At 70.6% G+C, this 24,550-nt stretch carries 23 protein-coding genes and 1 riboswitch; of the genes, 9 read left to right on the forward strand and 14 right to left on the reverse strand.

Annotated elements, in window-relative coordinates; translation table 11 throughout:
• The first annotated feature begins 28 nt into the window (after positions 1–28).
• Entirely contained in the window at positions 29–1,186 is a 1,158-nt protein-coding gene (locus ACWCWD_RS24885) for a phosphoribosylaminoimidazolecarboxamide formyltransferase (protein ID WP_450775744.1), read from the forward strand.
• Between the two features lie 116 nt (positions 1,187–1,302).
• Here the strand turns inward: ACWCWD_RS24885 and ACWCWD_RS24890 are convergent, their stop codons facing one another.
• Entirely contained in the window at positions 1,303–1,887 is a 585-nt protein-coding gene (locus ACWCWD_RS24890) for a TetR family transcriptional regulator (RefSeq protein ID WP_450775746.1), read from the reverse strand.
• An 85-nt stretch (positions 1,888–1,972) separates the two neighbouring features.
• Here ACWCWD_RS24890 and ACWCWD_RS24895 point away from each other — a divergent pair, with 85 nt between their 5' ends.
• The 3 genes from ACWCWD_RS24895 (at position 1,973) to ACWCWD_RS24905 (ending at position 3,863) form a co-directional block, all read left to right on the forward strand.
• A complete protein-coding gene (locus tag ACWCWD_RS24895; protein ID WP_450775748.1) occupies positions 1,973–2,398 on the forward strand; it encodes a nuclear transport factor 2 family protein in 426 nt (141 codons plus the stop codon).
• Positions 2,399–2,557: 159 nt separating this feature from the next.
• Positions 2,558–3,016, forward strand: coding sequence for a hypothetical protein (locus ACWCWD_RS24900; RefSeq protein ID WP_450775750.1), 459 nt, complete (start codon positions 2,558–2,560; stop codon positions 3,014–3,016).
• Positions 3,017–3,041: 25 nt separating this feature from the next.
• Entirely contained in the window at positions 3,042–3,863 is an 822-nt protein-coding gene (locus tag ACWCWD_RS24905; protein ID WP_450775752.1) for a PhzF family phenazine biosynthesis protein, read from the forward strand.
• A gap of 246 nt (positions 3,864–4,109) precedes the next feature.
• On the opposite strand, the gene ACWCWD_RS24910 is transcribed toward ACWCWD_RS24905, so the two are convergent.
• On the reverse strand, positions 4,110–4,940 hold the full coding sequence (locus ACWCWD_RS24910; protein ID WP_450775754.1) for a CPBP family intramembrane glutamic endopeptidase: 831 nt from the start codon (positions 4,938–4,940) through the stop codon (positions 4,110–4,112).
• 130 nt (positions 4,941–5,070) lie between these two features.
• On the opposite strand from ACWCWD_RS24910, the gene ACWCWD_RS24915 reads away from it, so the two are divergent.
• Positions 5,071–6,864, forward strand: a complete 1,794-nt coding sequence (locus tag ACWCWD_RS24915) for a VWA domain-containing protein (protein WP_450775756.1) — start codon at positions 5,071–5,073, stop codon at positions 6,862–6,864.
• A gap of 149 nt (positions 6,865–7,013) precedes the next feature.
• Positions 7,014–7,262, forward strand: coding sequence for a hypothetical protein (locus tag ACWCWD_RS24920; protein WP_450775758.1), 249 nt, complete (start codon positions 7,014–7,016; stop codon positions 7,260–7,262).
• Positions 7,263–7,326: 64 nt separating this feature from the next.
• On the opposite strand, the gene ACWCWD_RS24925 is transcribed toward ACWCWD_RS24920, so the two are convergent.
• On the reverse strand, positions 7,327–8,832 hold the full coding sequence (locus ACWCWD_RS24925; protein WP_450775760.1) for a glutamate--cysteine ligase: 1,506 nt from the start codon (positions 8,830–8,832) through the stop codon (positions 7,327–7,329).
• Between the two features lie 497 nt (positions 8,833–9,329).
• Here ACWCWD_RS24925 and ACWCWD_RS24930 point away from each other — a divergent pair, with 497 nt between their 5' ends.
• Positions 9,330–9,920 carry a hypothetical protein gene (locus ACWCWD_RS24930; RefSeq protein ID WP_450775762.1) on the forward strand — a complete coding sequence of 197 codons (591 nt, stop codon included), beginning with the start codon at positions 9,330–9,332 and terminating at the stop codon, positions 9,918–9,920.
• Between the two features lie 327 nt (positions 9,921–10,247).
• Positions 10,248–10,454 (forward strand): DUF5999 family protein, encoded by a 207-nt coding sequence (locus ACWCWD_RS24935; RefSeq protein ID WP_266702118.1) that lies wholly within the window; start codon positions 10,248–10,250, stop codon positions 10,452–10,454.
• A 131-nt stretch (positions 10,455–10,585) separates the two neighbouring features.
• Here ACWCWD_RS24935 and gcvP read toward each other — a convergent pair whose 3' ends face one another.
• Positions 10,586–13,471, reverse strand: coding sequence for an aminomethyl-transferring glycine dehydrogenase (gene gcvP, locus ACWCWD_RS24940; protein ID WP_450775763.1), 2,886 nt, complete (start codon positions 13,469–13,471; stop codon positions 10,586–10,588).
• Between the two features lie 191 nt (positions 13,472–13,662).
• Positions 13,663–13,759, reverse strand: a riboswitch (glycine riboswitch).
• 193 nt (positions 13,760–13,952) lie between these two features.
• Here gcvP and ACWCWD_RS24945 point away from each other — a divergent pair.
• Positions 13,953–14,324 (forward strand): PRC-barrel domain-containing protein, encoded by a 372-nt coding sequence (locus tag ACWCWD_RS24945; RefSeq protein WP_450775765.1) that lies wholly within the window; start codon positions 13,953–13,955, stop codon positions 14,322–14,324.
• On the opposite strand, the gene ACWCWD_RS24950 is transcribed toward ACWCWD_RS24945, so the two are convergent.
• From ACWCWD_RS24950 to ACWCWD_RS24995, 10 genes are all read right to left on the reverse strand, one after another.
• Entirely contained in the window at positions 14,246–15,790 is a 1,545-nt protein-coding gene (locus ACWCWD_RS24950) for a DNA polymerase IV (protein ID WP_450775767.1), read from the reverse strand. The two genes, ACWCWD_RS24945 and ACWCWD_RS24950, sit on opposite strands and share 79 nt — an antisense overlap.
• 110 nt (positions 15,791–15,900) lie before the next feature.
• Complete coding sequence (locus tag ACWCWD_RS24955; protein ID WP_450775769.1) at positions 15,901–16,518, reverse strand: MerR family transcriptional regulator; 618 nt, start codon at positions 16,516–16,518, stop codon at positions 15,901–15,903.
• 169 nt (positions 16,519–16,687) lie between these two features.
• A complete protein-coding gene (locus tag ACWCWD_RS24960; RefSeq protein ID WP_327174595.1) occupies positions 16,688–17,161 on the reverse strand; it encodes a bifunctional nuclease family protein in 474 nt (157 codons plus the stop codon).
• A gap of 53 nt (positions 17,162–17,214) precedes the next feature.
• Positions 17,215–17,961, reverse strand: a complete 747-nt coding sequence (gene ftsR / locus ACWCWD_RS24965; protein WP_450775772.1) for a transcriptional regulator FtsR — start codon at positions 17,959–17,961, stop codon at positions 17,215–17,217.
• 44 nt (positions 17,962–18,005) lie between these two features.
• Complete coding sequence (locus ACWCWD_RS24970) at positions 18,006–18,770, reverse strand: FHA domain-containing protein (RefSeq protein ID WP_450775774.1); 765 nt, start codon at positions 18,768–18,770, stop codon at positions 18,006–18,008.
• Between the two features lie 202 nt (positions 18,771–18,972).
• Positions 18,973–19,776: a DUF881 domain-containing protein gene (locus tag ACWCWD_RS24975; RefSeq protein ID WP_450775776.1), complete on the reverse strand. Its 804-nt coding sequence runs from the start codon at positions 19,774–19,776 to the stop codon at positions 18,973–18,975.
• 5 nt (positions 19,777–19,781) lie between these two features.
• Positions 19,782–20,114: a small basic family protein gene (locus ACWCWD_RS24980; protein ID WP_031069011.1), complete on the reverse strand. Its 333-nt coding sequence runs from the start codon at positions 20,112–20,114 to the stop codon at positions 19,782–19,784.
• Entirely contained in the window at positions 20,111–21,031 is a 921-nt protein-coding gene (locus ACWCWD_RS24985; protein WP_450775777.1) for a DUF881 domain-containing protein, read from the reverse strand. Before ACWCWD_RS24985 ends, ACWCWD_RS24980 begins: the two co-directional genes overlap by 4 nt.
• A gap of 110 nt (positions 21,032–21,141) precedes the next feature.
• On the reverse strand, positions 21,142–23,637 hold the full coding sequence (locus tag ACWCWD_RS24990) for a sugar phosphate nucleotidyltransferase (protein WP_450775779.1): 2,496 nt from the start codon (positions 23,635–23,637) through the stop codon (positions 21,142–21,144).
• A 110-nt stretch (positions 23,638–23,747) separates the two neighbouring features.
• Complete coding sequence (locus ACWCWD_RS24995) at positions 23,748–24,356, reverse strand: CDP-alcohol phosphatidyltransferase family protein (protein WP_390966761.1); 609 nt, start codon at positions 24,354–24,356, stop codon at positions 23,748–23,750.
• Between the last annotated feature and the right edge of the window lie 194 nt (positions 24,357–24,550).

A 24,550-nucleotide genomic window follows, 5' to 3' on the forward strand; every position in this document is an offset into this window, starting at 1 on the left:
AGCGATGTCCCGCTGAGGAGGCCGTGAAGTGAAGCTGCGCTACGGAACCAATCCGCAACAGGAGACCGCGTACGCCGCACCGGTGACGCCCGGCACATGGCCGGTACGGCTGCTGCACGGAGAACCGTCCCTCATCAACATGCTGGACGCGCTGAACGGATGGCAGCTCGTCCACGAGGCCGCCCGGACGCTGGGCAGGCCGGCAGCCGCTTCGTTCAAGCACGTCTCACCTGCGGGGGCGGCCGTCTCCGGACCCATCGACGAGGTCACCGCAGAGCTCTACGGGGTCGCCGACGGGGAGATCGGCGCGCTTGCCGGCGCCTATCTGCGGGCCCGGGACGCCGATCCGAAGTCCTCCTACGGCGACTTCGCCGCCGTCTCCCATCCGGTCGACGCCGAACTCGCCGAGCTGCTGGCCGGCATGGTCTGCGACGGCATCGTCGCCCCCGGCTACGCGCCCGGCACGGTCGAACGGCTCCGCAGGAAGAAGAACGGCCGTTTCCTGATCATGGAGGCGGACGTCGCCTTCACTCCCCCGCGCAACGAGACCCGGGAGGTCTTCGGCCTGCGCCTGACCCAGCAGCACGACGCCACGGAGTTGTCCCCGGCGCTGCTCGACCCGGTCGTGGGCGATCCGCTCCCCGGTACCGCCTCGGCGGACTTGCTCCTGGGACTGGCGGTCCTGCGCTTCACCCAGTCCAATTCGGTCTGCTACGTCCGCGACGGCATGACGCTGGGAATCGGCGCCGGTCAGCAGTCCCGGGTCGACTGCACCCGGCTCGCCGGTGCCAAGGCCGACACCTGGTGGCTGCGGCGCCATCCCGGCGTTCGCGCGCTCCACTTCCGTCCGGGCGTTCGACGTCAGGACCGGATCAACTGGCAGATCCGTTTCATCGAGGGCGACCTCACTCCGGACGAGACCGGACGGCTGGCGCAGGTACTCACCACGCCGGCTACGGAGTTCACCGCCGACGAGCGTGCTCGATGGATACAGCGTCTCGACCGGGTCGCCTTCGCGTCCGACGGCGCCCTGCCGTTCCGCGACAACGTCGACCAGGCCCGGCGCCACGGCGTTCGGTACATCGCGGAGCCCGGAGGATCCATCAGGTCCGACGAGGTCGAGGCAGCCTGCCGCGAGCACGGGATCTCCCTGGCACGCACCGGGCTGAGGCTGTTCCACCACTGACACCACGCCACCGACACCCTGACACCGCAGGCACGCACCCTCACACCGCAGGTACGCGCCCTCACACCACAGGCTCCCTGATACCCCTGCCCGTCACCTCCCTGCGTCCACCGCCGTCACTCCGTCGCTCCGGCGTGCTCGGTCACTCCGGCCAATGCTTTGAAGGCCGGGCGGAGCAACGCGGCGACCCGGTCCGCAGAGGCATCACGCAGCGGGGCCAGGCCGAGGAGTTGGTGGCCGATGGTCACGCCCAGCAACGCGGTGACGAGCAGCGCCGCGCGCAGTTCGGAATCCTCGGCGGGCAGAGCGGCACCGACACTGCCGATCTGCCTGCCGAGAGCGACCCGGACGTGCTCGGCTGCCGCCTCGTCGGTGAGCATGGACCGCATCATCGCCAGCGTGCCCTCGGGAAGGCCGCCGAGCTTGAGGCCGAGCGAGGCCAGCAACTGATCGACGAGCTCGTCGGTGTCGGCAGCGACCGTCGGCGGGGCGGGCAACGCCTGCACGGCTTGGCCGAACAGCCCTCGCTTTGAACCGAAGTACTGCATGACCAGAGCGGGATCGACGCGCGCCGCGGCCGCCACGGCGCGCATGGTCGTGCGCTCGAATCCCTTCTGCGCGAACAGCTCCCGGGCACTGTCGAGGATGCGCACCTCGGTCGCTCGGCGTCGGTCGGCACGGGACGAGGAAGGAGTGGACACCGATTCACTCTACAGCCGTTGACCGAATCCCCGGCCGACCCTACGGTGAGTGGGTCAACAAGCGTTGAGCGAAAGGAGCGGCCCCGTGTCGCCTCACGAGACGTCCGCTGTTCGAACCCCCCACGAGGTGCTGGCCCGTTACTACCGGGCCATGCTCGACAAGTCCCCGGACGATCTCGCCGATCTCTACGCCGTCGACGCGGTGCACGAGTTCCCGTTCACCTCGCCCGGCTTCCCTCCGCGCTTCGAGGGGCGTGCGGCCGTGCGCGCCGGCTACCGGGCAGCCTGGGGCGCGGGCCCCACCCGGGTGCGGGAGGTCAGACGAATCGCGGTCCATGAGACCGCCGATCCGGAGGTGCTCATCGCCGAGCACGTGGTGGTGGGGACAGTGGCGGCCGACGCCACTGTGTTCACCGTCCCCGGTCTCCTGGTACTCCACGTCCGCGACGGACTGATCACGCGCGTCCGCGACTACATGGACGGCTTCGGAGTCGCCGCCGCCCGAGCCTGAAACGCCAAAACCGTACGGCACAAGTCGGCTTGAGGCCGAAAGCGAGGCCGAAAGCGAGGAAAGCAGGCCGAAAGCAAGGCCGACAGCGACCGGTTCCGCACGGTCATGAGTGCGGCCCACGTCTCGGCAGGGCGGGCAGCGCCGCGTATCCTCCGTCCCGTGCCACGCAAATCGGGAAGCCTCCGCCGCCTGGTCGCCGACGGGCGTACCTACTTCTGGCAGCATCGCCACAGCCACCGCAAGGACGAGCACGGCCGGCCGGCCGACTGCCGCCAGGTTCTCACTCTGTCCCCGCAGCCTTCCGGCACCGGCGGACCGCTGCGCATCGTCTTCGCGAGTGGGCCCGACCGGTACGTCCCGGGCGGAGCCCCTCTGGGATCGGGGGACGTGGGGTGGATCCGGGGCAGCTCGCTGAACCTCCACGAGCCCGGCGCGGCCCGCGCGCTGCTCGACGCGGCGATGGCGCACGGATGGCGGCCGGAAGACCGGGGACCGGTGGAAATCGACGGCTGGCTCCTGCTGGACGCCGCGGCTGCCTCGCAGGCGGAGCGCGCCGAGGAAACGAAGCGCGCCGAGGAAACGGAGCGCGCCGAGGAAACGGTCCGGGCGAACTTCTGAGAACCGTCCTCGTTACGGTCGCCCCATGAGAATCCGTATCGTCGACGCGTTCACCGACCAGCCCTTCGCCGGCAATCCCGCCGGTGTCGTCCTCCTGGACTCCGGCGCATTCCCCGAAGCGGGCACGCTTCAGCGGATCGCCACCGAGGTCAACCTCTCGGAGACGGCTTTCGCCCACCCCCTGCCGCCGGGCGGGGACGCCGACTGGGCGCTGCGCTGGTTCACCCCGACGACGGAGGTCGACCTGTGCGGGCACGCCACGCTCGCCACCGCGCACGTGCTGCACTCGACGGGGACGGCCACGGGCGCCGTACGGTTCGCCACCCGGTCCGGGGTGCTCACCACCGTTGCCCGTCCCGGCTCCGCGTACACGATGGACTTCCCCACCTCCCCCCTCACGCCCGAGCCGGAGCCGGAGGGTCTGGCCCGCGCGCTGGGCGCCGAGCCCCTCGTGGTCCTGGACACGGCCGAGTACATCGGCGATCTGCTGGTCGAGCTCGACGACGAGGCGACCGTACGCGGCCTGACGCCCGACTTCGCGGCCCTCGTACGGTGTTCGCGGCGCGGAGTGATCGTCACCGCCGCCGCCGAGGACCCCACGCTGGGGTACGACTTCGTCTCCCGGGGCTTCTTCCCCCGGGTCGGCATCGACGAGGACCCGGTGACGGGCAGCGCGCACACCGCGCTCGCCCCGTTCTGGTCGGCCCGGCTGGGCCGTGACGCGCTGACCGGCCTCCAGGGATCCGCCCGTACCGGCCTGGTCCGCACCGAACTGCGCGGGGACCGGACGCTGCTCACCGGCAATGCCGTGACCGTCATCGACGGGGAACTCCTCGCCGCGCTCTGAGCGGACGGTGCGAGCCCTACGCGGCAGCACGCCGCCCCGGAACAGCACCGAGGGGCTCCCGCGGCATCACCCGCAGGAGCCCCCGCCGTCCCGGAAGCGGCACGAGTCCCGGGCCCGGTCCCGCACGACTCCCCGGACTCGCACAACTCCCGAAGATCCCCCGCCCCCCACTCCGCCCCTGCTCCCCCGCTCCCGCCCGCATCACCCGTTGCGCCCGCGACCAACGCCCCGCGGCAGCGCGGCGGCTCACGGCGTGGGCAGCCAGTCCACCTTCCCGGCGAGCAGCGCGTATCCGACGAAGGCCCCGATGTCGAGGAGCGCGTGCGCGGCCACCAGCGGGCCGACCCGGCCCCAGCGCCGGTAGAGCAGGACGAAGACGACGCCCATCACCATGTTGCCGAGGAAGCCGCCGATCCCCTGGTAGAGGTGGTAGGAACCGCGCAGCACCGAACTGCCCAGCAGCGCGGCCCTGGGTGTCCACCCCAGCTGGTCGAGCCTGCGCAGCAGGTAGCCGACCACGATGACCTCCTCCACCACGGCGTTCTGCAGCGCGGAGAGGATCAGTACGGGGAACTTCCACCAGACCTCGGGCAGCGACTCGGGCACCACCGTGAGGTTGAAGCCGGTGGCCCGTGCCACGAGGTAGAAGGCGAGCCCGGCGCTGCCGATGCAGGCCGCCACCGCGACGCCGCGCCGCAGATCGGGGCCGGGCCGGGTGCGGTCGAACCCGATGGTCCGCAGGCTCGCGCCCTCCCGGATCAGCAGGTGCGCCACCAATGCGACGGGTACCAGAGCCGTTGCGATCCCAAACGTTTGCCATGCCAGATCAAGCCATGGACGTCCTGGCGCGTACGAGCCGTTGAGCGTGGCCGCCTGATCCTTCAAACCCCCCGGTTTCGTCAGCGATCCGACAAAACTGATGAGTGCGGAGACCCCGCTCGCGCCCAACGACAGCGCGAGGACCAACACTGTCTCGGACCGCAAAGTCCTTCGGGAAAGCGACTCTTGGGGACAAGAATCAGCCACACGCCCCACCTCCACCGGTACACCGCCTTTAGTTCTGCAATCGCGTCCCATGCCACCCGCCGCACCGCTAGGGTCTCGAAAGCAAGTACGAAGATCATGCGCGACAGGCCGGGGGACGAGCACCATCACCGATGGTGTGGTCCCCCTTTCCTTGTTCATTCTCAAGGAGGGCACCACCGACATGGGACGTCACAGCTTGCCCGACCGCTCCGCGGCGGAGAGACCCGGGGCGGCATCGCCGCCGCCCCGTCGCCGCGCGGTCGCCGTCGCCGGCGCACTCGTCGTCACGGTCGCGGCCGGAACGGCGGTGGTCGCGCGCGGCGGCCTGCTCTCGTTCTCCGAGCCGTGCGGGAGCGACGCGGTCCGGCTCACCGTGGCCGCTTCGCCCGACATCGCCCCCGCCGTACGCGCCGTCGCCGACCGGGCGCGCGAGGACGAGGTGCGCACGGACGGACGCTGCATGGACGTCCGGGTGGTGGCCGCCGACTCGTACAAGGTCGCCAACACCGTGGCGGCCGGCGGCAAGGCCCCGTACCAGGTCTGGCTGCCGGACTCGGACCTCTGGCTGGACCGGGCGAAGGGGGCCGGGGACGGTATCCCGCTGACGCCCGGCGATTCGGTGGCCACCTCCCCGGTGGGGTTCGCGGTGGTGCCGTCCGCGGCGAAGGTCCTGGGCTGGCCGGACAAGCGGCTCGGCTGGGCCGAACTGGTCGCCGCCGCCCTGGGGCCGGACGGTGCCGTACGGCTCGGGGCGGCCGATCCGGCCCGCAGCGCCACCGGCCTGCTGGCGCTCGCGGCCATCGGGGCGGCCTCCGCGGACCAGGGCGGCGATAGCGACACCCGGGCCGCGCAGACCGCGAAGCTCCTCTCGGAGCGGATGTCGCAGAGCGATCCGCAGGCGGCCGGGACGCTCGCGCACGACGATGTGGCGGCCGAACGGGACGACGTGAAGCGGAACCAGGCGCTGATCCTGTCGGAGCAGGCCGCCTTCGCGCACAACGCGAAGGCCGGCGCGGGCGGCAAGGTCGACCTCTTCTACCCGAAGGACGGGGCTCCGCAGCTCAACTACCCGTACACGCTGGTGGACGAGACGGCGATGACCGTGGAGCAGAGCCGGACCGCGCTGCGCCTGATGACACTGCTCCGCGAGAGCGGTGCGGGAGGGCCCGGCGCCGTCCTGCCCGCCCACGGCTTCCGGTCCCCGGACGGCGATGCGGAGGCCCGGATCGTCCGGGCGGCGGGCGGGGACGACCCGCAGCCGTACGCCGGGGCTCCCGCTACCGCGCCCACCGCCGCCGAGCTCCAGGAGGTGCTCGGCATGTGGACCATCACGGTGCAGAGCGCCCGGCTCTCCACGGTGGTCGACGCGTCGGGCTCGATGGCGACCCCGGTCCCGGGCAGCGGCGAGTCGCGGATGGAGGTGACGAAGGAGTCGCTGCTGCGGGCGCTGAGCCAGTTCACGGACGACGACGAGATCGGCCTGTGGGAGTTCGCCACCACGCTCGACGGCGAGAAGGACTACCGCGAGCTGACCCCGACGCGCCGTCTCGGCGAACGGACCGCGAGCGGCACCACCCACCGGAATGAACTCGCCTCGGCCTTCGACGAGTTGGAGCCCGTGCCGAACGGTGCCACCGGGCTCTACGACACCACGCTCGCCGCGTACCGGGCTGCGGTGGCGAGCTACGTGCCGGGCAAGTTCAACGCCCTGGTGATCCTGACGGACGGCTCCGACCAGGACGACCACGGCATCTCGCGCACCGGCCTGGTCCAGCAGCTCAAGGCGCTCGCGGACCCGGAGCGCCCGGTGCCGATCCTCGCCATCGCGGTGGGGCCGGACGCGGACCGTGAGGAGGTCGCGGAGATCGCGAAGGTGACGGGCGGGGGCGGTTACGGGGTGAGCGACCCCGCCGAGATCCAGTCGGTCATTCTGCAGGCCATCATGACGGCAAGTCAGGCCCGCATCCCCGAGTAGACCGGCTCCGGCTCTCCGCCCGGCGACGGTACGGGGCGTCCGCACCGGCCCGCACCGGCCGGCGGGTGGACGGGCCGGCAGGCCGGCGGGCGCGAAAGACGGCGCCGGCCGGTCACGCGTTGTCAGTGCCTCCGTCTACCGTTCGCTCCATGGACCCGATCGACAGGACAGACAGGACGGACGGGACGGACAGGACGGACATGTCCCACCTGGACGACCCGCAGGAGCTGGGTGTGGCGTTCTGGGCGCAGGCCCACGGCTTCGCGATCAGCGAGGAGCCGCCGCCGCCCGACTCGCCTCTGGCCCGCGTGCGCGCCTTCACGGCCGAGCACGGATCGGAGGTGCTCGGACCCCGTCACATCCAGGCCGCGATCGAGGGACGCCCCCTGCTGCCCTGAGAGGACCGGCCGGGCCCGTGCGGGCACGGGGCGGTGGACCTCCCGGAGCGGTGCGCGCCCGCGCTCACGGCTTGGGGAAGCCGACGGGCCAGGTGTGCACCGGTTCGCCGCTGCGCGCCAGCTCGCCGTACCTGCGGGTGGTGGCGGCGAGGGCCGCTTCCCGTCCCAGCCCGGCCTCCTGCGCCCGGTGGTAGGTGTCGACCTGCCAGGAGGCTCCGTTGGTCCGCCGGCGGCACCGCTCCTCGATGATGCCGAGGTACCGGTCGCGGTCGGCGGGCTCGATGTTCCACGCGTCGAGCCCGGCGGAGGCGAGGGGCAGCAGTTCGTCCCGTACGAGCTTGACGGCGGGGACCTTCGCGACCCCGCCGGACCGGCCGGGGCGCGGCCACAGCAGTTCGGCCTCGATGCCGTACCTGCAGGCGTTGTCGAAGTTCTCCTCGGCGGCCTCGAAGGAGAGCTTGCTCCACACCGGGCGGGGTTCGTCGGCGAGCGCGCGCACCAGCCCGTAGTAGAAGGCGGCGTTGGCGAGTACGTCGGCGACGGTCGGCCCGGCGGGCAGCACCCGGTTCTCCACCCGCAGGTGGGGCGCCCCGTCCGCGACTCCGTAGACGGGCCGGTTCCACCGGTAGATCGTCCCGTTGTGCAGGACGAGTTCGGCCAGTGTCGGTACCCCTCCTTCGTCGAGCACCCGCAGCGGGTCCTCGTCGGAGAGGATCGGCAGCAGCGGCGGGAAGAAGCGGACGTTCTCCTCGAAGAGTTCGTGCGCCGAACCGATCCAGCGCTCCCCGAACCAGGTCCGCGGGCGGACTCCCTGGTTCCGCAGCTCGGGCGGCCGTACGTCCGTGGCCTGCTGGAACAGCGGCGGCCGCGATTCGCGCATGAGTTCCTTGCCGAACAGGAACGGCGCGTTCGCGCCGAGCGCGATCTGCACCCCGGCGACCGCCTGCGCCGCGTTCCACACGTCGGGGAAGCGCGCGGGGGTCACCTGGAGGTGCAACTGCACGGAGGTGCACGCCGATTCGGGGGCGATCGACGGAGACGTGCACACGAGGTGCTCGACGCCCTCGATGTCGATCGCGAAATCCTCGCCCCGAGCGGCGACCATCTCGTCGTTGAGAAGGGTGTAGCGGTCCACGTCCGAGAGGTTGCCGAAGACCAGGTCGTCCGGTCCCAGCGTGGGAAGAATTCCGATCATGACAATGCCCGCGTCGACCTCGGCGGCCTTCCGATGGGCATAGGCAAGACCCGTGCGCAGCTCCTCCGCCAGCTGATCGAAAACCCGGCCGCTCAACCGGTGCGGAACGATATTCACCTCAAGGTTGAACATCCCCAGTTCCGTCTGGAAATCCCTGCTCGCGATCCGCTGGAGCACCTCGGCATTCATCATGCGGGGCGTGCCGTCCGAGGCGGCGAGATTCAGCTCGATCTCCAGCCCCATGAAATTTCGGGGACGGTCGAACCTCCGCTCCTCCAGCAGCCTCTCCAGTCCGTCCAGACACCGGGCCAACTTGCGCCGGTAGGCCGGGCGGTCGGACAGGTCAAAGGCGTGCGCCACGACCTTCTCCCCCATCGAAGAGTCCCTCCATCAGTGGCGGCCCGCGACCAGGCCCGCTCGCATCTCGATCGATAATGCCCCGCAGAAGTGATCCATAACGCCTGCGGAAGCGTCCGGCACCGGATAGGCTGGGGCCGCTCGGTCATCAGGCACATTCCGGAGGCATGCCGCGGGTGGCTCATTCGGGCTCGCGTTCCCTTCACACAGGTGGCGGAAACACCGATCTTTTTGAGCCGACCCCGAAATGTGAAAGCCCGCAGGCGGCGGTCGGGGCACCCACCATGAATCACCAGAAACTCCGCATTTCAAAGGCGCAAAAGACCCTTGCGCGTCATATGACCGACAGCTAGTGGAAACACCGGGCGAACACTTGTCATATAAACTCCGCTGACGAGGCCGATTGTCGATGCGTCCAGCCGTCGACCGGCCTCCTTCTGACGTCCCGCACGCCGACAGCGCCGTCTGCACCCACCCACGCATCACCGTGTCTCCGAAGCGAGAGGCGACCCATCATGCCGCTGCATGTTCCCCCGGCCCCCGCGCCCGCACTGCGCAGCGTTCTCACGGCACTCGGTTCTCCCACCGCGGTCCGCGAAGCCCACACCCCCGCTCTGCGTTCCGTCCAGGGACCGCTGAGCCCCGAACTCCCCCTGCCCGTACACGTTCTCGACCGGTCGTCCGCCGCCGCGCCCGCGCCGGCGACCCGGCTCACCGGCTGGCGGTTCCTGATCCGCGCCGAGTCGGGGATCGTCGCCGCCGCCGACACCGTCCTCACCGCGGACGGCTGGGCCTTCTCGCACTTCTTCGAGGGCCCTTATCTCGCTTCGACCGAACGCGCCCTGCGCCAGGCCGAGTCGACGGCAACGCTCCACCAGCCGAGACTGCTCTCCGTACCCGAGCTCTACATGCTCACGCTCTGGCTGCACGGTGACACCGGGGCCGACCCGGCCTCCGGCGCGGTCGCGCCCAACGACATCCTCGTTCCGCTCGCGCCCGCTCCGACCGGGATCGCCGCCCACCGGCCCTACCGGGCCGCGGATCTGCTCCCGGTACTCTCCCTGCGCATCGCACCCCGCCCGGGCCCTCTCGTCGGTTCGGCCTGACCCGCCGCTCCCCCAGGACTGCCCGAAGGCCCGCCCCCGTCCCGAACGGGGGCGGGCCTTCGCACGTCCGTCCGCTCGGCGCACACCCCGGCGAGACGCGCCCATGGCCCACTCGGACTACCCCGGACCCCCCGAAGAGGCGGGGGCCGCGCGGTGAGCCGTCCGCGCGGGTGACACCTGGGCGGAGCGTGAAACGAGCTGAGCCGAAATCCCTGCGGAACGCGGCGCGTGGCGCAACACTGAGACCGACCGGCCTGTACGGAAAGGCCGTTCGGCACTCACCCGCAGATCCTGCATCCACCACTCGACACAGCGAAAGAACCCTCCATGTGCCAGCATCAACCCCCCTGCCCCACCGCCGAATCAGCCGCCCGGGAGGCCGCCCGGCTCGTGGCGCACCACCCCGAGCAGGGCTGGAGCCTCCTCTGCAACGGCGTCCTTCTTTTCGAGGACACCGGCGAACTGCTCCCGGACGGGCAGATCATCGCCCCGCACCGCCCGCTGGCCACCGGCCGCGTGGTGAAGGCCGCCTGAGAAGGCCGCCCGAGAGCCGTCCGAGGACCCGAGAGCCCCGGCGGTACGGACAGGGGCCGGCCCGGAGAGATCTCGGAACCGGCCCCGACGCATGTCCGCGTGCGCTCACGCGCCCGTGACGCTTTTACGCGTCAGTGGTCGTACTCGTCCAGCGGCGGGCAGGAGCAGACCAGGTTGCGGTCGCCGAAGGCGCCGTCGATCCGGCGCACCGGCGGCCAGTACTTGTCGGCGGCCGAGACGCCGGCCGGGAAGACCGCGACCTCACGGCTGTAGGAGTGGTTCCACTCCCCGCCCAGCGCGTTCGCGGTGTGCGGGGCGTTGGCGAGCGGGTTGTCGTCCGCGCTCCACTCCCCCGAGGCCACCTTCTCGATCTCGCCGCGGATCGCGATCATCGCGTCGCAGAACCGGTCGATCTCGGCGAGGTCCTCGCTCTCGGTCGGCTCGATCATCAGGGTGCCGGCGACCGGGAACGACATGGTCGGCGAGTGGAAGCCGTAGTCGATCAGGCGCTTGGCGACGTCGTCGATGCTGACGCCCGTCTCCTTCGAGATCGACCGCAGGTCGACGATGCACTCGTGCGCGACCAGGCCGGCCGGGCCGGTGTACAGGATCGGGAAGTGCGGCTCCAGCCGCTTGGCGATGTAGTTCGCCGCGAGCACGGCCACCTGCGTGGCGCGCTTGAGTCCCTCGCCGCCCATCAGCCGGACGTACGCCCAGGAGATCGGCAGAATGCCGGCCGAGCCCCAGGGAGCGGCCGAGATGGGGCCGACACCCGTCTCCGGACCGGCGGCGGGCTGGAGCGGGTGGTTGGGCAGGTACGGCGCGAGGTGCGCGCGCACGCCCACCGGACCCACGCCGGGGCCGCCGCCGCCGTGCGGGATGCAGAAGGTCTTGTGCAGGTTCAGGTGCGAGACGTCGCCGCCGAACTTGCCGGGCCGCGCGAGGCCGACCAGCGCGTTGAGGTTGGCTCCGTCGACGTAGACCTGACCGCCCGCGTCGTGCACCTCGCCGCAGATGGCGGCGACGTGCTCCTCGAAGACACCGTGTGTCGACGGGTACGTGATCATGAGCACGGCGAGCTCGTCGCGGTGCTTCTCGATCTTGGCGCGCAGGTCGTCTATGTCGACCTCGCCGTCGTCCGCGGTCTTCACCACGACGACCTTCATGCCGGCCATCACGGCGCTCGCCGCGTTGGTGCCGTGCGCCGAGGACGGGATGAGGCAGACGGTGCGCTGGTCGTCGCCGTTGGCGCGGTGGTAGGCACGGACGGCCAGCAGACCGGCGAACTCGCCCTGCGAACCGGCGTTGGGCTGGATCGACACCGCGTCGTAGCCGGTGACCTCGGCGAGGCGCTCCTCCAGCTCACGGATGAGGGTGAGGAAGCCCTCCGCCTGCTCGGCGGGGGCGAAGGGGTGCAGCGCGCCGAACTCGGGCCAGGTGATCGGCTCCATCTCGGTGGTCGCGTTCAGCTTCATGGTGCAGGAGCCGAGCGGGATCATGCCGCGGTCGAGCGCGTAGTCGCGGTCGGCGAGCCGCCGCAGGTAGCGCAGCATCGCCGTCTCCGAGCGGTGCTGGTGGAAGACCGGGTGGGTGAGGAAGTCGTCGGTGCGCACCAGCTGCTCGGGGAGCGCGTCGGCGGCGGTGGCGTCGAGCGCCTCGACGTCGCCCTGCGCGCCGAAGGCGGCCCAGACGGATTCGAGGTGGGCGCGGGTGGTCGTCTCGTCGCAGGCCACGGAGACAAGGTCGGCGTCGACCAGCCGCAGGTTGACCCCGCGGCCGCGGGCGTCGGCGACGACCTCGGCGGCCTTGCCGGGCACCCGCACGGTCAGCGTGTCGAAGAAGGAGTCGTGCAGGACATCGGCGCCGGTGGCCCGCAGACCGTCGGCGAGGATCGCGGCGTAGCGGTGGGTGCGCCGGGCGATCGTCCGCAGCCCGTCGGGGCCGTGGTAGACGGCGTACATGCCGGCCATCACGGCGAGCAGGACCTGCGCGGTGCAGATGTTGCTGGTGGCCTTCTCGCGGCGGATGTGCTGCTCGCGGGTCTGGAGGGCCAGGCGGTACGCCTTGTCGCCGTCCGCGTCCACCGAGACACCGACCAGGCGGCCGGGGAGCGAGCGGGCGAACTTCTCGCGGACGGCCATGAAGCCGGCGTGCGGTCCGCCGAAGCCCATCGGCACACCGAAGCGCTGGGTGGTGCCGACCGCGATGTCGGCGCCGAGGTCGCCGGGGGAGGTGAGCAGGGTGAGGGCCAGCAGGTCGGCGGCGACGGTGACGATCGCGCCGAGCTCGTGGGCACGCTCGATCACGGGGGCGATGTTCCGTACGGCCCCGGAGGCGCCCGGGTACTGGAGCAGCACGCCGAAGACGCCACGCTCGGCGACGTCCGCCGGGATGCCGTCGCCGAGGTCGGCGACGACGACCTCGACGCCGGTCGGCTCGGCGCGGGTCTCGATGACCGCGATCGTCTGCGGCAGGGTGTCGGCGTCGACGAGGAAGACCCCGCCCTTGACCTTGCCGACGCGCCGCGCGAGCGCCATGGCCTCGGCGGCCGCGGTGCCCTCGTCGAGCAGCGAGGCGCCGGAGGTGGGCAGGCCGGTGAGCTCGGCGACCATGGTCTGGAAGTTGAGCAGGGCTTCCAGACGGCCCTGCGAGATCTCCGGCTGGTACGGCGTGTACGCCGTGTACCAGGCGGGGTTCTCCAGCACGTTGCGGAGGATGACCGGGGGCGTGAAGGTGCCGTAGTAGCCGAGCCCGATCATCGGGGCGACCACCTGGTTGCGGTCGGCGAGCGTACGCAGCTCCGCCAGTACCTCGGCCTCGGTGCGCGCCGACGGGAGGTTCAGCGCCTCGGTGCTCTTGATCACGTCGGGCACCGCGGCGGCGGTGAGCTCGTCGAGCGAGCCGTATCCGACCTGCGCGAGCATCTTCGCCCGGGCCTCGTCGTCCGGCCCGATGTGGCGCTGTTCGAAGGGGATGCCCTGCTCCAGCTGGGAGAGCGGGGTGCGGCGGGGGGTCATGATGGAGGCCTCCATGGTCTGACACGACCTGCGAGGGGCACCGCGGCGCGGCTGCCCGTACGGCCTCCCCCTCTGTCATCTCGACCTGAGAGCTTCACCGGCGCGCCCTGGGGCGTACCGGCTTTCACCGTCGGTGAGGGTGGCCGCACCGGGCACGTGCCGGGTGGGACCGCCCTGCTTTCCAGAGTGACCTCGTCCATGCGGTACGGGGGCCTGAGAGATTCCGGGGAGGATTTGCTCCTTCGGCGCCTCCGGAATCAACACCGGAGGCTCTCCCGCACGGGGTCAGCAGCCATGTGCCAGCCTACCAGCGGGGATCTTCGCCGTTTCTTCGAGTGGCCGATATCCGGAATCTGCACTTCTGTAGTGGCTGTGGAGTAGTTGCTCGGCTGTGTCTTCGAAGTGGCGTCGTTCGGCCGGAGGCAGACGGCACCTCGAGGACACGGCCCGGCTCCAGTCGTCGCGACCAGCGGGAGGCACCGTGCAGACCGACATCGATCCGCGCAGCCTGATCGGCCGCAAGGCATTCGACCGCGCAGGCGTCAAGATCGGCACGGTGGACGAGGTCTACCTCGACGACGCAACCGGCGTCCCCGAGTGGGCCGCCGTCCGAACCGGCCTGTTCAGCAGGGACGCTTTCGTCCCGCTGGAGCCGAGCGAATTCGTCGAGGACACCCTGCGTGTCCCGTTCGACCGCGCGCTGATCCGGGACGCGCCGGACTTCGGTGTCGGGCGGCATCTCTCGCCCGAGCAGGAGCTTCAGCTGTACCGGCATTACGGGCTCGACTCCTCCTCCGCGACCGATCCGGGCCCGGACCGGGACTTCGGCAGGCTGGCCGGCCAGGACGAGTAGTCCACCGGCTCCGCCACCAGCGGCAGCGGATCGGCCGGGACGAGGTCCGGGTCGTCCACCCGGAACGTGCGCACCCGGCCGGGCGGGTCGCCCGGCCGCTCGAACCGCACGGTGACCCGGCCGACGCCGCTGCCCTGTACCCAGCCGTGTCCGTACGTCCCGTGCCGTACGTCGTGGCCCGGGGACCAGCGTCGCGCGGCGAGCTCGGCGGCCTCGTCCCCGGGCGCGCCGGCCGCCGGGTGCCCCTGCGGGCCGGGCGGTACACCGGGGAGCCCGGGCGGCGGGCCGGACGCCTCGACGGGCGCTTCCGCCCCCGCGGCCGCCCCCTGGGCCGGCGCCGCCGGTTCACCGGCCGCCCGCTCGGCCTCCGCAGCCTGCTCGGCACGCTCCGCCTGCGCCGCCTGCGCGAAGAGGTCCTCCTGCGTGTAGTCCGCCAGGCCCGTGACGCCCACGCCCAGCAGCCGCACCCCTCCGGTGGTGTCCACCCCCTCCAGGAGGCGGGCGGCGGCCTCACGCACCACCGAGGGGTCGTCCGTGGGGCCGCGCAGGGTCTCGGAGCGGGTCAGGGTGGAGAAGTCGTACCGGCGCACTTTGAGTACGACGGTGCGCCCGGAGCGCCCGGCCTTCCGCAGCCGCTCGACGCACCGGCCGGCCAGCCGCTCGACCTCCGTCCGCACCCGGGTGCGGTCGTGGAGGTCCACCTCGAAGGTGTCCTCGACCGAGACGGACTTGGCGTCGCGTTCTGCGACCACGGGCCGGTCGTCCAGGCCGAGCGCCATCCGGTACAGCGAGACCCCGTGGGCCCTGCCCACCAGCCGTACGAGCTCGTCCTCGCCCGCCTCGGCCAGGTCGTGGACGGTGGTCATCCCGGCGCGCCGCAGATGGTCCCCGGTGGCCGGACCGACCCCGGGCAGGGTGCGTACGGGCATGGGCGCCAGGAGCTCACGCTCGGTGCCCGGCTCGATGAGCATCAGCCCGTCCGGCTTCGCCTCCTCGGAGGCGATCTTCGCCAGCATCTTGGACCCGGCGAGCCCCACCGACCCGCTGAGTCCGGTGACCGTGCGGATGGCCTCCCGCAGCCGCTCGCCGGTGGCGCGGGCCGAGGCGGAGTCGTCGGCGGCTCCTCCGGCTTCCAGATCCACGAAGGCCTCGTCGAGGCTGAGCGGCTCGACCAGCGGGGAGAGCCGTCCCAGAAGTTCCATCACCTGCTCGCTGACCGCGCGGTACAGGGAGAAGCGCGGCACCAGGTAGGCGGCGTTCGGGGCCAGCCGGCGCGCCTGGGCGGTCGGCATGGCCGAGTGCACGCCGAAGCGCCGGGCTTCGTACGAGGCGGTGGCGACGACCCCGCGCGGGCCGACGCCGCCCACCACGACCGGCTTGCCGCGCAGGCTGGGCTTGGCGGCCTGCTCGGCGGAGGCGAAGAACGCATCCATGTCGAGGTGCAGGATGGTGGGCGCGGATCTCACACCGCCGATGGTGCCCTACGCCACTGACAACGACACCGCCCGGCACCCGTTCGCCGGGGGCCGGGCGTTTCGGAGGATGTCCGTCACCGGCGTCGTCCGCCGGTGACGTCTCAGACGGCGCGGTTGCGGCGCCGGGCGAGTTCGTCGGTGGGGTTGTGGCCGATCAGGGTCTCCCCCGTGTCCACGCGCTCCCCGTGCAGCTGTGAGAGGGCCGCGTCCACGTCCCGCCACACCACCCCCACGGCGATACCGAAGACGCCCTGGCCGCCCTGGAGCAGATTGACGACCTCGTCGGGCGAGCAGCACTCGTAGACGGTGGCTCCGTCGCTCATCAGCGTCATGCGTTCGAGGTCCTGGAATCCCCGGGCCCGCAGGTGCTGCACCGTGGTGCGGATGTTCTGCAGGGCGACGCCCGTGTCCAGGAAGCGCTTCACGATCTTGAGGAGCACCACGTCGCGGAAACTGTAGAGACGCTGGGTGCCCGAGCCGTAGGCGGGCCGGACGCTCGGTTCGACCAGTCCCGTACGTGCCCAGTAGTCGAGTTGCCGATAGGTGATCCCGGCCGCCGCACATGCCGTCGGCCCGCGGTAGCCGATGCCGTTCGCCCCTGGGACACCTTCCGACACCGGGGCCACCGGGTGAACCGGTTGCCTGATGGTGTGGTCGGCCCCACTCCCGTGCTGCGGATACGGCCCGCCCGCCGCCGCACCGTCGCCGCTGCTTCTCACGCCGACCTCCGTCCTTGACCTGCCCCCTCGAAGGTAGGCAGTCACCGGGGGTGCGTCAACGATCGCCACACTCGGCACGCCGAGTGATAATCACCCTGAGGGTGGTTTCCCGTGACGTCGGACCGGGAAGGGCTTCCCGAATGCGCGCCCGCCGCCCGGTCCGGACGGGTTACTGGCTGTTGGTACCGAAGTCCTCGGGCGAGATCTGGTCGAGGAACTCGCGGAACTTCTCGACCTCGTCCTCCTGCTCGTCCGGGATGGCGATCCCCGCGTCGTCGAGCACTCCGTCGCTGCCGTAGATCGGCGTTCCGGTGCGCAGCGCCAGCGCTATGGCGTCGGACGGCCGGGCGCTCACCTCCACACCGCTGGCGAACACCAGCTCCGCGAAGAAGATCCCGTCCCGGATGTCCGTGATCCTGACCTCGGTGAGCTCTTGGCCGACCGCGTCGAGGACATCCTTGAAAAGGTCATGGGTCAGCGGCCTGGCAGGGGCCATCCCCTGCTGGGCGAAGGCGATGGCCGTGGCCTCGCCGGGACCGATCCAGATGGGGAGGTACCGGTCGCCTCCCACTTCACGCAGGAGAACGATCGGTTGATTGGAGGGCATTTCCACCCGGACACCGACAACGTCGAGCTCGTTCACACAGCAACCCTAGGACGTGCTCGCCATGTTTGGGTAGTCGGGCTCCGCCGAGGTCAGTGCGAACGCATGCGCAGGGCGGTCTGCACGAGCGCCGCGTGCAGCCGTACGGACAGCTCGGCGAGCTCCTGCGCGGTGGCCTCGGCACGTGCTCTGGTCTGCGGATTCCGGTGCCGGCGCAGGGGCGCGACCACCTGCTCGACCAACCCGGCCTCCCGCTCGGCGGCGGCCCGCACGGCGCGCAGATGCCGCGGTTCGAGACCGAACCTGCCGAGGTCGGAAACGAGCTTCGCGACGTTCACCGCTTCGGCGTCGTACCCGCCCTCGGGCTCGGACACGATGAGGCCGTAGGACTCCCATTCGGTGAGCTGCTCCTCGTCCGCACCGGTGACGGCGAGGAGCTCGGCACGGCCGATACGGGCCGCGGTGGGAGCCCCCGCCGTCGCCGCGTCCCAGCAGCTGTCCGCGAGGTCCTTCTGGCCCCCCGGGGAGGGCAGGACGGCCTGCTCCCCCCGGGCGAGGGCGTCCAGGTACTCCCGGATGACTTTCAGGGGGAGGTAGTGGTCCCGCTGCATGCGCAGCACCTGCGCGAGCTTCTCCACGTCCTCGGAACTGAACTTCCGGTATCCGGAAGGCGTCCGCTCGGGCTCGACGAGCCCCTCCGCCTCCAGGAAGCGGATCTTCGAGATCGTGACTTCCGGAAACTCCTCGCGGAGCTGGGAGAGTACCGCGCCGATGCTCATCGCACGCCGGTCCACGGCGGCGGTGCCGTTCCCGGCACCGCCCTGGGATGTTCGCAGCATGGGCCTTCCTGGGGTTCCCCCGGACGTGGTGGTCCGGGGCAGGGTCACACGCTCCGCTGGCTCGCGTAGAAGACCAGCCGGTACTTACCGATCTGGACCTCGTCACCATTGGTCAGCGCGACGGAGTCGATGCGCTCACGGTTGACGTAGGTGCCGTTCAGGCTGCCGACGTCTCCCACGGTGAAGCTACCGTCCGCGGCCCGGCGGAACTCCACATGACGCCGCGACACGGTCACGTCGTCCAGGAAGATGTCGCTCTGCGGGTGACGGCCGGCCGTCGTCAGGTCGCCGTCCAGCAGGAAGCGGCTGCCCGAGTTCGGACCGCGGCGGACCACCAGGAGCGCGCTCCCCGCGGGCAGCGCGTCCACGGCCGCCTGCGCCTCGGGAGAGAGCGACGGCAGCATGGTCTGGCCGGTGGCCTCGGCGTCGTACGCCTCCAGTCCGGAGATCGAGATCGTCGACGTGGTCTCGGAGGCGCGCTCGGGGATTCCGCCCTTCAGCGGCGCGCCGCAGTTGGAGCAGAACCGGCTCGTCGCCGGATTCCGGTGGCCGCACCTCGCGCAGAGCGCCACGCCGGAGCCCGCCGGGGCGGGGTGGAATCCGGTGCTCGGCCCGGAGTCACCGGAACCTATGCCGGAGGCACCCGCCTGCGCTCCGGAGCCGCCGCCCTGGGCGGACAACTCGTCGCGGAAGAGGGGACGGTCGCCGCCCTGCTCCTCGTCCTGGCCGTGCCGCGGCGCGCGATGGCGGGCAGCACTGTTGCTGTCCTCGCGTGCGCTCTTTCCGAACAACTTCGCAAAAAACTTCACGGGCGATTCCCCTTGACCGACATAGACCCGCCCGTGGGGCAGGACGAACCCTGACTGAACACACCTGCCGACCCGGACATTCTCACAACGTCCGTATCCACCCGACAGTTTCCACCACGCACCATGGATACGGTGCGGCGACCCCCCGTAACCCCGCACACCTGCTTGGAGTTGCCGAGGGCCTTACCCCGCCGGTGGACCACTACGACGACGACCGAGCGTAGTCAGGCTGCTTCGCAGGTCGCAAGGCGTCCACCGCAATGTCGTCGGCCCGTTCCACCACCGCCGTCGCCTGCTCCTTCTCCAGTGTCTGGACCACCCCGCCCGGGATGTTGAGCGCCGGCTCCAGATCCTCGGGCCTGCCGATCACCTCGAAGGCGTACGGCGCCTGTACCGCACGGCCGTCGACCTTCACCGACCCGGCGTCCCCGGAGAAGTACGTACTGGCGACCACGCGCACCCCGTTGACCTCGATGGCCTCGGCGCCCGCCGCACGGAGCTCCTGGACCGCGTCCAGCAGCATGTCGGGGGCGACCGACTTGGTCGGGTCGTCGACGGTGAGCGTGATTCCCGGTCCGTGGGCCGCGACGGTACCCGCGAGGATACCCAGTTGCCGCTCCTTCTCCAGCGTCTGCTTGCGCGCCTCCTCCGCCTGGTCGGAACTGTTCTCGAGCTCCGTCCGCTGGGCGTCGAGACGCTGCTTCTCGTCCTCGAGCCGCTGGGTCCGGTCGTCGACCTCGTCGAGGATGCGGACCAGGTCCTCCTGGCGGGCGCCGCGCAGCGCGCTGTCGTCGTTGTTGGACCGCACCTGGATCGCCAGGCCCAGTCCCAGCACGAACAGCAGCAGCGCCACGATGAGTTGGGCACGGGTGACCCGGGGCGGCCAGAGCCCGGCACGCAGCCGCTGACGTCCGCTCAGGTCGTTCTTCTCCGGGGGGCGTGCGGCAGCCGTCTCCGGAGCCGGGCCGTCGGTCGCCTCTTCCCGGGGCGTCTCTTCGTCGTTCATCGGCGTCAGGCCCGGAAGACGTGCCGGCGGATGGCGGCGGCGTTGGAGAAGATCCGGATACCGAGCACGACGACCACGCCGGTCGACAACTGCGCGCCCACACCGAGCTTGTCACCGAGGAACACGATGAGCGCGGCCACCACGACATTGGACAGGAACGACACGACGAAGACCTTGTCGACGAAGATCCCGTCCAGCATGGCGCGCAGTCCACCGAAGACGGCGTCGAGCGCGGCCACCACGGCGATCGGGAGGTAGGGCTCGACCACCGCCGGTACCTCGGGCCGGACGAACAGTCCGACCACGACTCCCACGACGAGGCCCAGTACGGCGATCACGATGTGCCCTTCCCTGTGTCTGCCGCACCACTGCCGGTGTCTGCGGCCTTCGGTTCTGCTGTGCGTACGATCAGGCTCGGCGCGGCCGGGAGCCGTACCGTCTTCTGGTCGGACAGGCTGGTCCGGATGTCGAAGCCGTCGTGCAGGGCCTGGAGGTACTGGCCGTCCGCACTGGACCGGAACGTCGCGGCCAGCTTCTTCCCGTTCCCCACCGCGAGCACCGTATAGGGCGGCACGAGGGGCCTGTTGTCGACCAGTATGGCGTCTCCCGCAGCGCGGATCGCCGAAAGTGCGGTCAGCCGCTGCCCGTTGATGGCGACGGCCTCCGCGCCGGACTCCCAGAGGCCGTTGACGACCCGCTGCATGTCCCGGTCCCGCACCCTGCCGGTGTCCGCGAACCCGCTGGTGCCGCGCGGTCCGTCGGTGCCCTGGTCGGTCTCGTCGGCGTCGTCCACGACGAGTTTCACCCCGGGGCCCTCGACGGGGGTGGCCCCCGAGAGCAGGGCGACCAGCTCGCCCTGGTCCCCGCCGTGCTGGAGAAGGGCCGCGCGCTGCCGCTCCCCGACATCCGTGCGGAGCTTCTCCACCTCGGATTCGAGGGAGTCGGCCGCGTGGGTCTCGCCGTCGATGCGGTCGATGAGTTCCTGGCGTTCCTTGGCCACCACCGGGGCGGACACCCTGGCCTGTGCGGCACCGAGGGTGACGACGAGCGCGATGAGCACGAGTCCGGCGGCGAGTCCCAGCTTGGCCCGCAGTCTGCGGGGCACTCCCGCGGTCCCGCCGGCCTCGCGGCGCGCCGCGGCCTCGGCGTACCCCTCGTCCAGGCTGTGGTCCATCACCTGGGTCAGCAACGACATGGAGGCGTCTGGGCGGGCGGGCGGAGCGGAACTACTCCGTTCGGGGGGCGGCTGCGGCATGCCGCACATCGTCGCACGTCACCCCGGCTACCGCCGAATGGGCCTGACCACACGGGTCCGGGGAGCCGCCGGTGTACGACGGCTCCCCGGAGACGGGTGTGCGGCGGGGGTCAGTCCCCGGCGCTGTCGACGACCGCGGCCCACTCGTCCAGGAGCAACTGGGCGGAGGCGTCGTCGGGGCCCTCGGCCCACAGGTGGGTGACGGCCTCGGCCGGGTCGGGCAGGACCATGACCCAGCGGCCGTCCGCCTCGACGACGCGGACCCCGTCGGTGGTGTCCACGTCCCGGTCGCCCGCGGCTTCGACGACGCGGCGCATCACGAGTCCCTTGACCGCCCAGGGGGTGGCCAGGTCGCGGCGGAGCACATGGGCGCGCGGGATGCGGTCGTCGATCTGGCTCAGGGTGAGCTGGGTGCGGGCGATCAGCCCGATGAGCCGGACGAAGGCGGCCGATCCGTCGAAGACGCTGCTGAACTCGGGGACGATGAATCCGCCGCGCCCGTCGCCGCCGAAGATCGTGCTCTCCTCACGGCCGACCCGCGTCAGGTCGTCCGGCGAGGTAGTCGTCCACTCCACCTGCGTGCCGTGGTACGCGGCAACCTGTTCGGCGACCCGCGTGGTGGTCACCGGCAGCGCCACACGCCCGCTCCGTCGCTCGGCGGCCACCAGGTCGAGCATGACCAGCAGCGCCCGGTCGTCCTCGATGATCCTGCCCCGCTCGTCGACGAGGGAGAGCCGCTCACCGACCGGGTCGAACCGTACGCCGAAGGCGGCGCGCGCCGACGAGACGATCTCGCCGAGCCGGACCAGCCCGGCGCGCCGGGTCTCGGCGGACTCGGTGGGCCGCGACTCGTCGAGTCCCGGGTTGATGGTGAGCGAGTCCACGCCGAGCCGTCCGAGGAGGCTGGGCAGGACGAGCCCCGCACTGCCGTTGGAGGCGTCCACGACGACCTTCAGACCCGATTCGGCGATACCGGTCGTATCGACGTTGCGGAGCAGGGAGCCCGTGTACGAGTCGAAGACGCTCGAAGGGAAGTGCAGGTCCCCGATCTCGCCGGGGAAGGCCCTGCGGTACTCCTGGCGGGCGTAGACCCTGTCCAGCTTCCGCTGCTGGGCCTGCGAGAGATCGGCACCGCGCTCGTCGAAGAACATGATGTCGACGGAGTCGGGGACACCGGGAGACGTTCTGATCATGATGCCGCCGGCGCTTCCGCGGGCCGTCTGCTGACGGGCCACGGGCAGCGGTACGTTCTCCAGGTCGCGTACGTCGATCGCGCTCGCCTGAAGCGCGGAGATGACCGCGCGTTTCAGCGCTCGCGCACCGCGGGAGTGGTCGCGCGCCGTGGTGACGGTCGACCCCTTCTTGAGGGTGGTCGCGTAGGCCCCGGCGAGCCGGACCGCGAGTTCCGGGGTGATCTCGACGTTCAGGATTCCGGAGACGCCCCGGGCGCCGAAAAGGTGCGCCTGCCCGCGCGACTCCCAGATCACCGAAGTGTTGACGAAGGCGCCGGCCTCGATGGTCTTGAAGGGGTAGACCCGCACATTCCCCTGGATGATCGATTCTTCTCCGACGAGGCATTCGTCGCCGATGACGGCGCCGTCCTCGATGCGCGCGGCACGCATGACGTCGGTGTTCTTGCCGATCACACAGCCCCGCAGATTGCTGTGGGAGCCGATGAAGACATTGTCGTGGACCACGGCCCGGTGCAGGAAAGCACCGGACTTGACCACCACGTTCGACCCGATGACCGTGTGCTCCCGGATTTCGACGTCCGCCTCGATCTTGGCGTAGTCACCGATGTAGAGCGGGCCGCGGAGGGTCGCGTCGGGGTGGACCTCCGCGCCTTCCGCCACCCAGACTCCGGGGGCGATCTCGAAGCCGTCGAGTTCGACGTCGACCTTGCGCTCCAGCACGTCGGCCTGGGCCTTCACATAGCTTTCGTGCGTGCCCACGTCCTCCCAGTAGCCCTCGGCGACATAGCCGTAGATCGGCTTGCCCTCCTTCATGAGCTGCGGGAAGACGTCGCCGGACCAGTCGACGGAGGTGTCGGCCTGGACGTAGTCGAAGACCTCGGGCTCCATCACGTAAATACCCGTGTTGACGGTGTCCGAGAACACCTGACCCCAGGTGGGCTTCTCCAGGAACCGCTCGACCTGGCCCTGCTCGTCCACGATCGTGATCCCGAATTCCAGAGGATTGGGGACCCGTGTCAGGCAGACCGTGACCAGTCCGCCCTTCTCCTTGTGGAAGGCGATGAGGTCGGTGAGGTCGAAGTCGGTCAGCGCGTCGCCGGAAATGACGAGGAAGGTGTCGTCCTTCAACGCCTCCTCGGCGTTCTTCACGCTTCCCGCGGTGCCGAGCGGCTTCTCCTCATTGGCATAGGTGAGCTCCATTCCGAGCTCTTCCCCGTCCCCGAAGTAGTTCTTGACGAGAGAAGCCAGGAACTGGACGGTCACCACGGTCTCATTGAGTCCGTGCCGCTTCAGCAGTCGGAGCACATGCTCCATGATCGGCCGGTTGGCCACGGGGAGGAGCGGCTTGGGCATGCTCGAGGTCATAGGGCGAAGGCGTGTGCCCTCGCCGCCAGCCATCACGACGGCCTTCATGTCGGAAACGTCCTCCTAGAGACGACGGTTAAGCCGACTCGGCCCGTCGGGCGGCGTCGAGAGACATCTGCCGCGGTCCGGCCACACTGCACGGCACCGCTTCAACGAGCTCAATCGGCTGTTGCGTCCGCCTTCACCAGCCGGCGGACCTGAACCACGTAGAGGAGTCCTGCCCACCAATACAGAGTTGTACCCCACCCGGCGAACGCCCATCCGAAAACTGCGGCCAACGTTTCAAGCCAACCACTTCCGTCGCTGAGCAGCAACAAGGGGAAGGCGTACATCAAGTTGAACGTTGCAGCTTTCCCGAGGAAGTTCACCTGCGGCGGCGGATAACCGTGCCGGCGGAGGATGCCGACCATCACCAGGAGCATCAACTCCCGTGCGACGAGCGCGGCCGTGAGCCAGATCGGCAGGATCTCGCGCCAGGTGAGCCCGACGAGGGTGGAAAGGATATAGAGCCGGTCCGCTGCCGGGTCCAGCAGCCGCCCGAGGTTGCTGATCTGATTCCACCGGCGGGCGAGCTTGCCGTCGAGGTAGTCGCTGATACCGCTCAACGCGAGTACCAGCAGCGCCCAGCCGTCGCTCTGTGGGCCGCCGAACACCGGGCGAAGGATCAGCCACAGGAAAAGCGGTACCCCGACAAGGCGAGCCATGCTGAGGATGTTGGGGATGGTGAGGACCCGGTCCGTCTGAACCCGAGTCTCCTGGACCTCCACCCGGGGGCCTCCTGTGCGAAGAAATGTGCCAATGATGCCCCCTGACCCTACCGTCAGCCACCGTGCGCAGGTGCAGCAGGGGTCGGAAAACCACCCTGAAACGCAGAAAACCCCCGTGCCCAAAGGCACGGGGGTCTCCCGGAAAAATTGTTCGGCGGCGTCCTACTCTCCCACAGGGTCCCCCCTGCAGTACC

It is taken from the genome of Streptomyces sp. NPDC001493 (assembly GCF_053597235.1).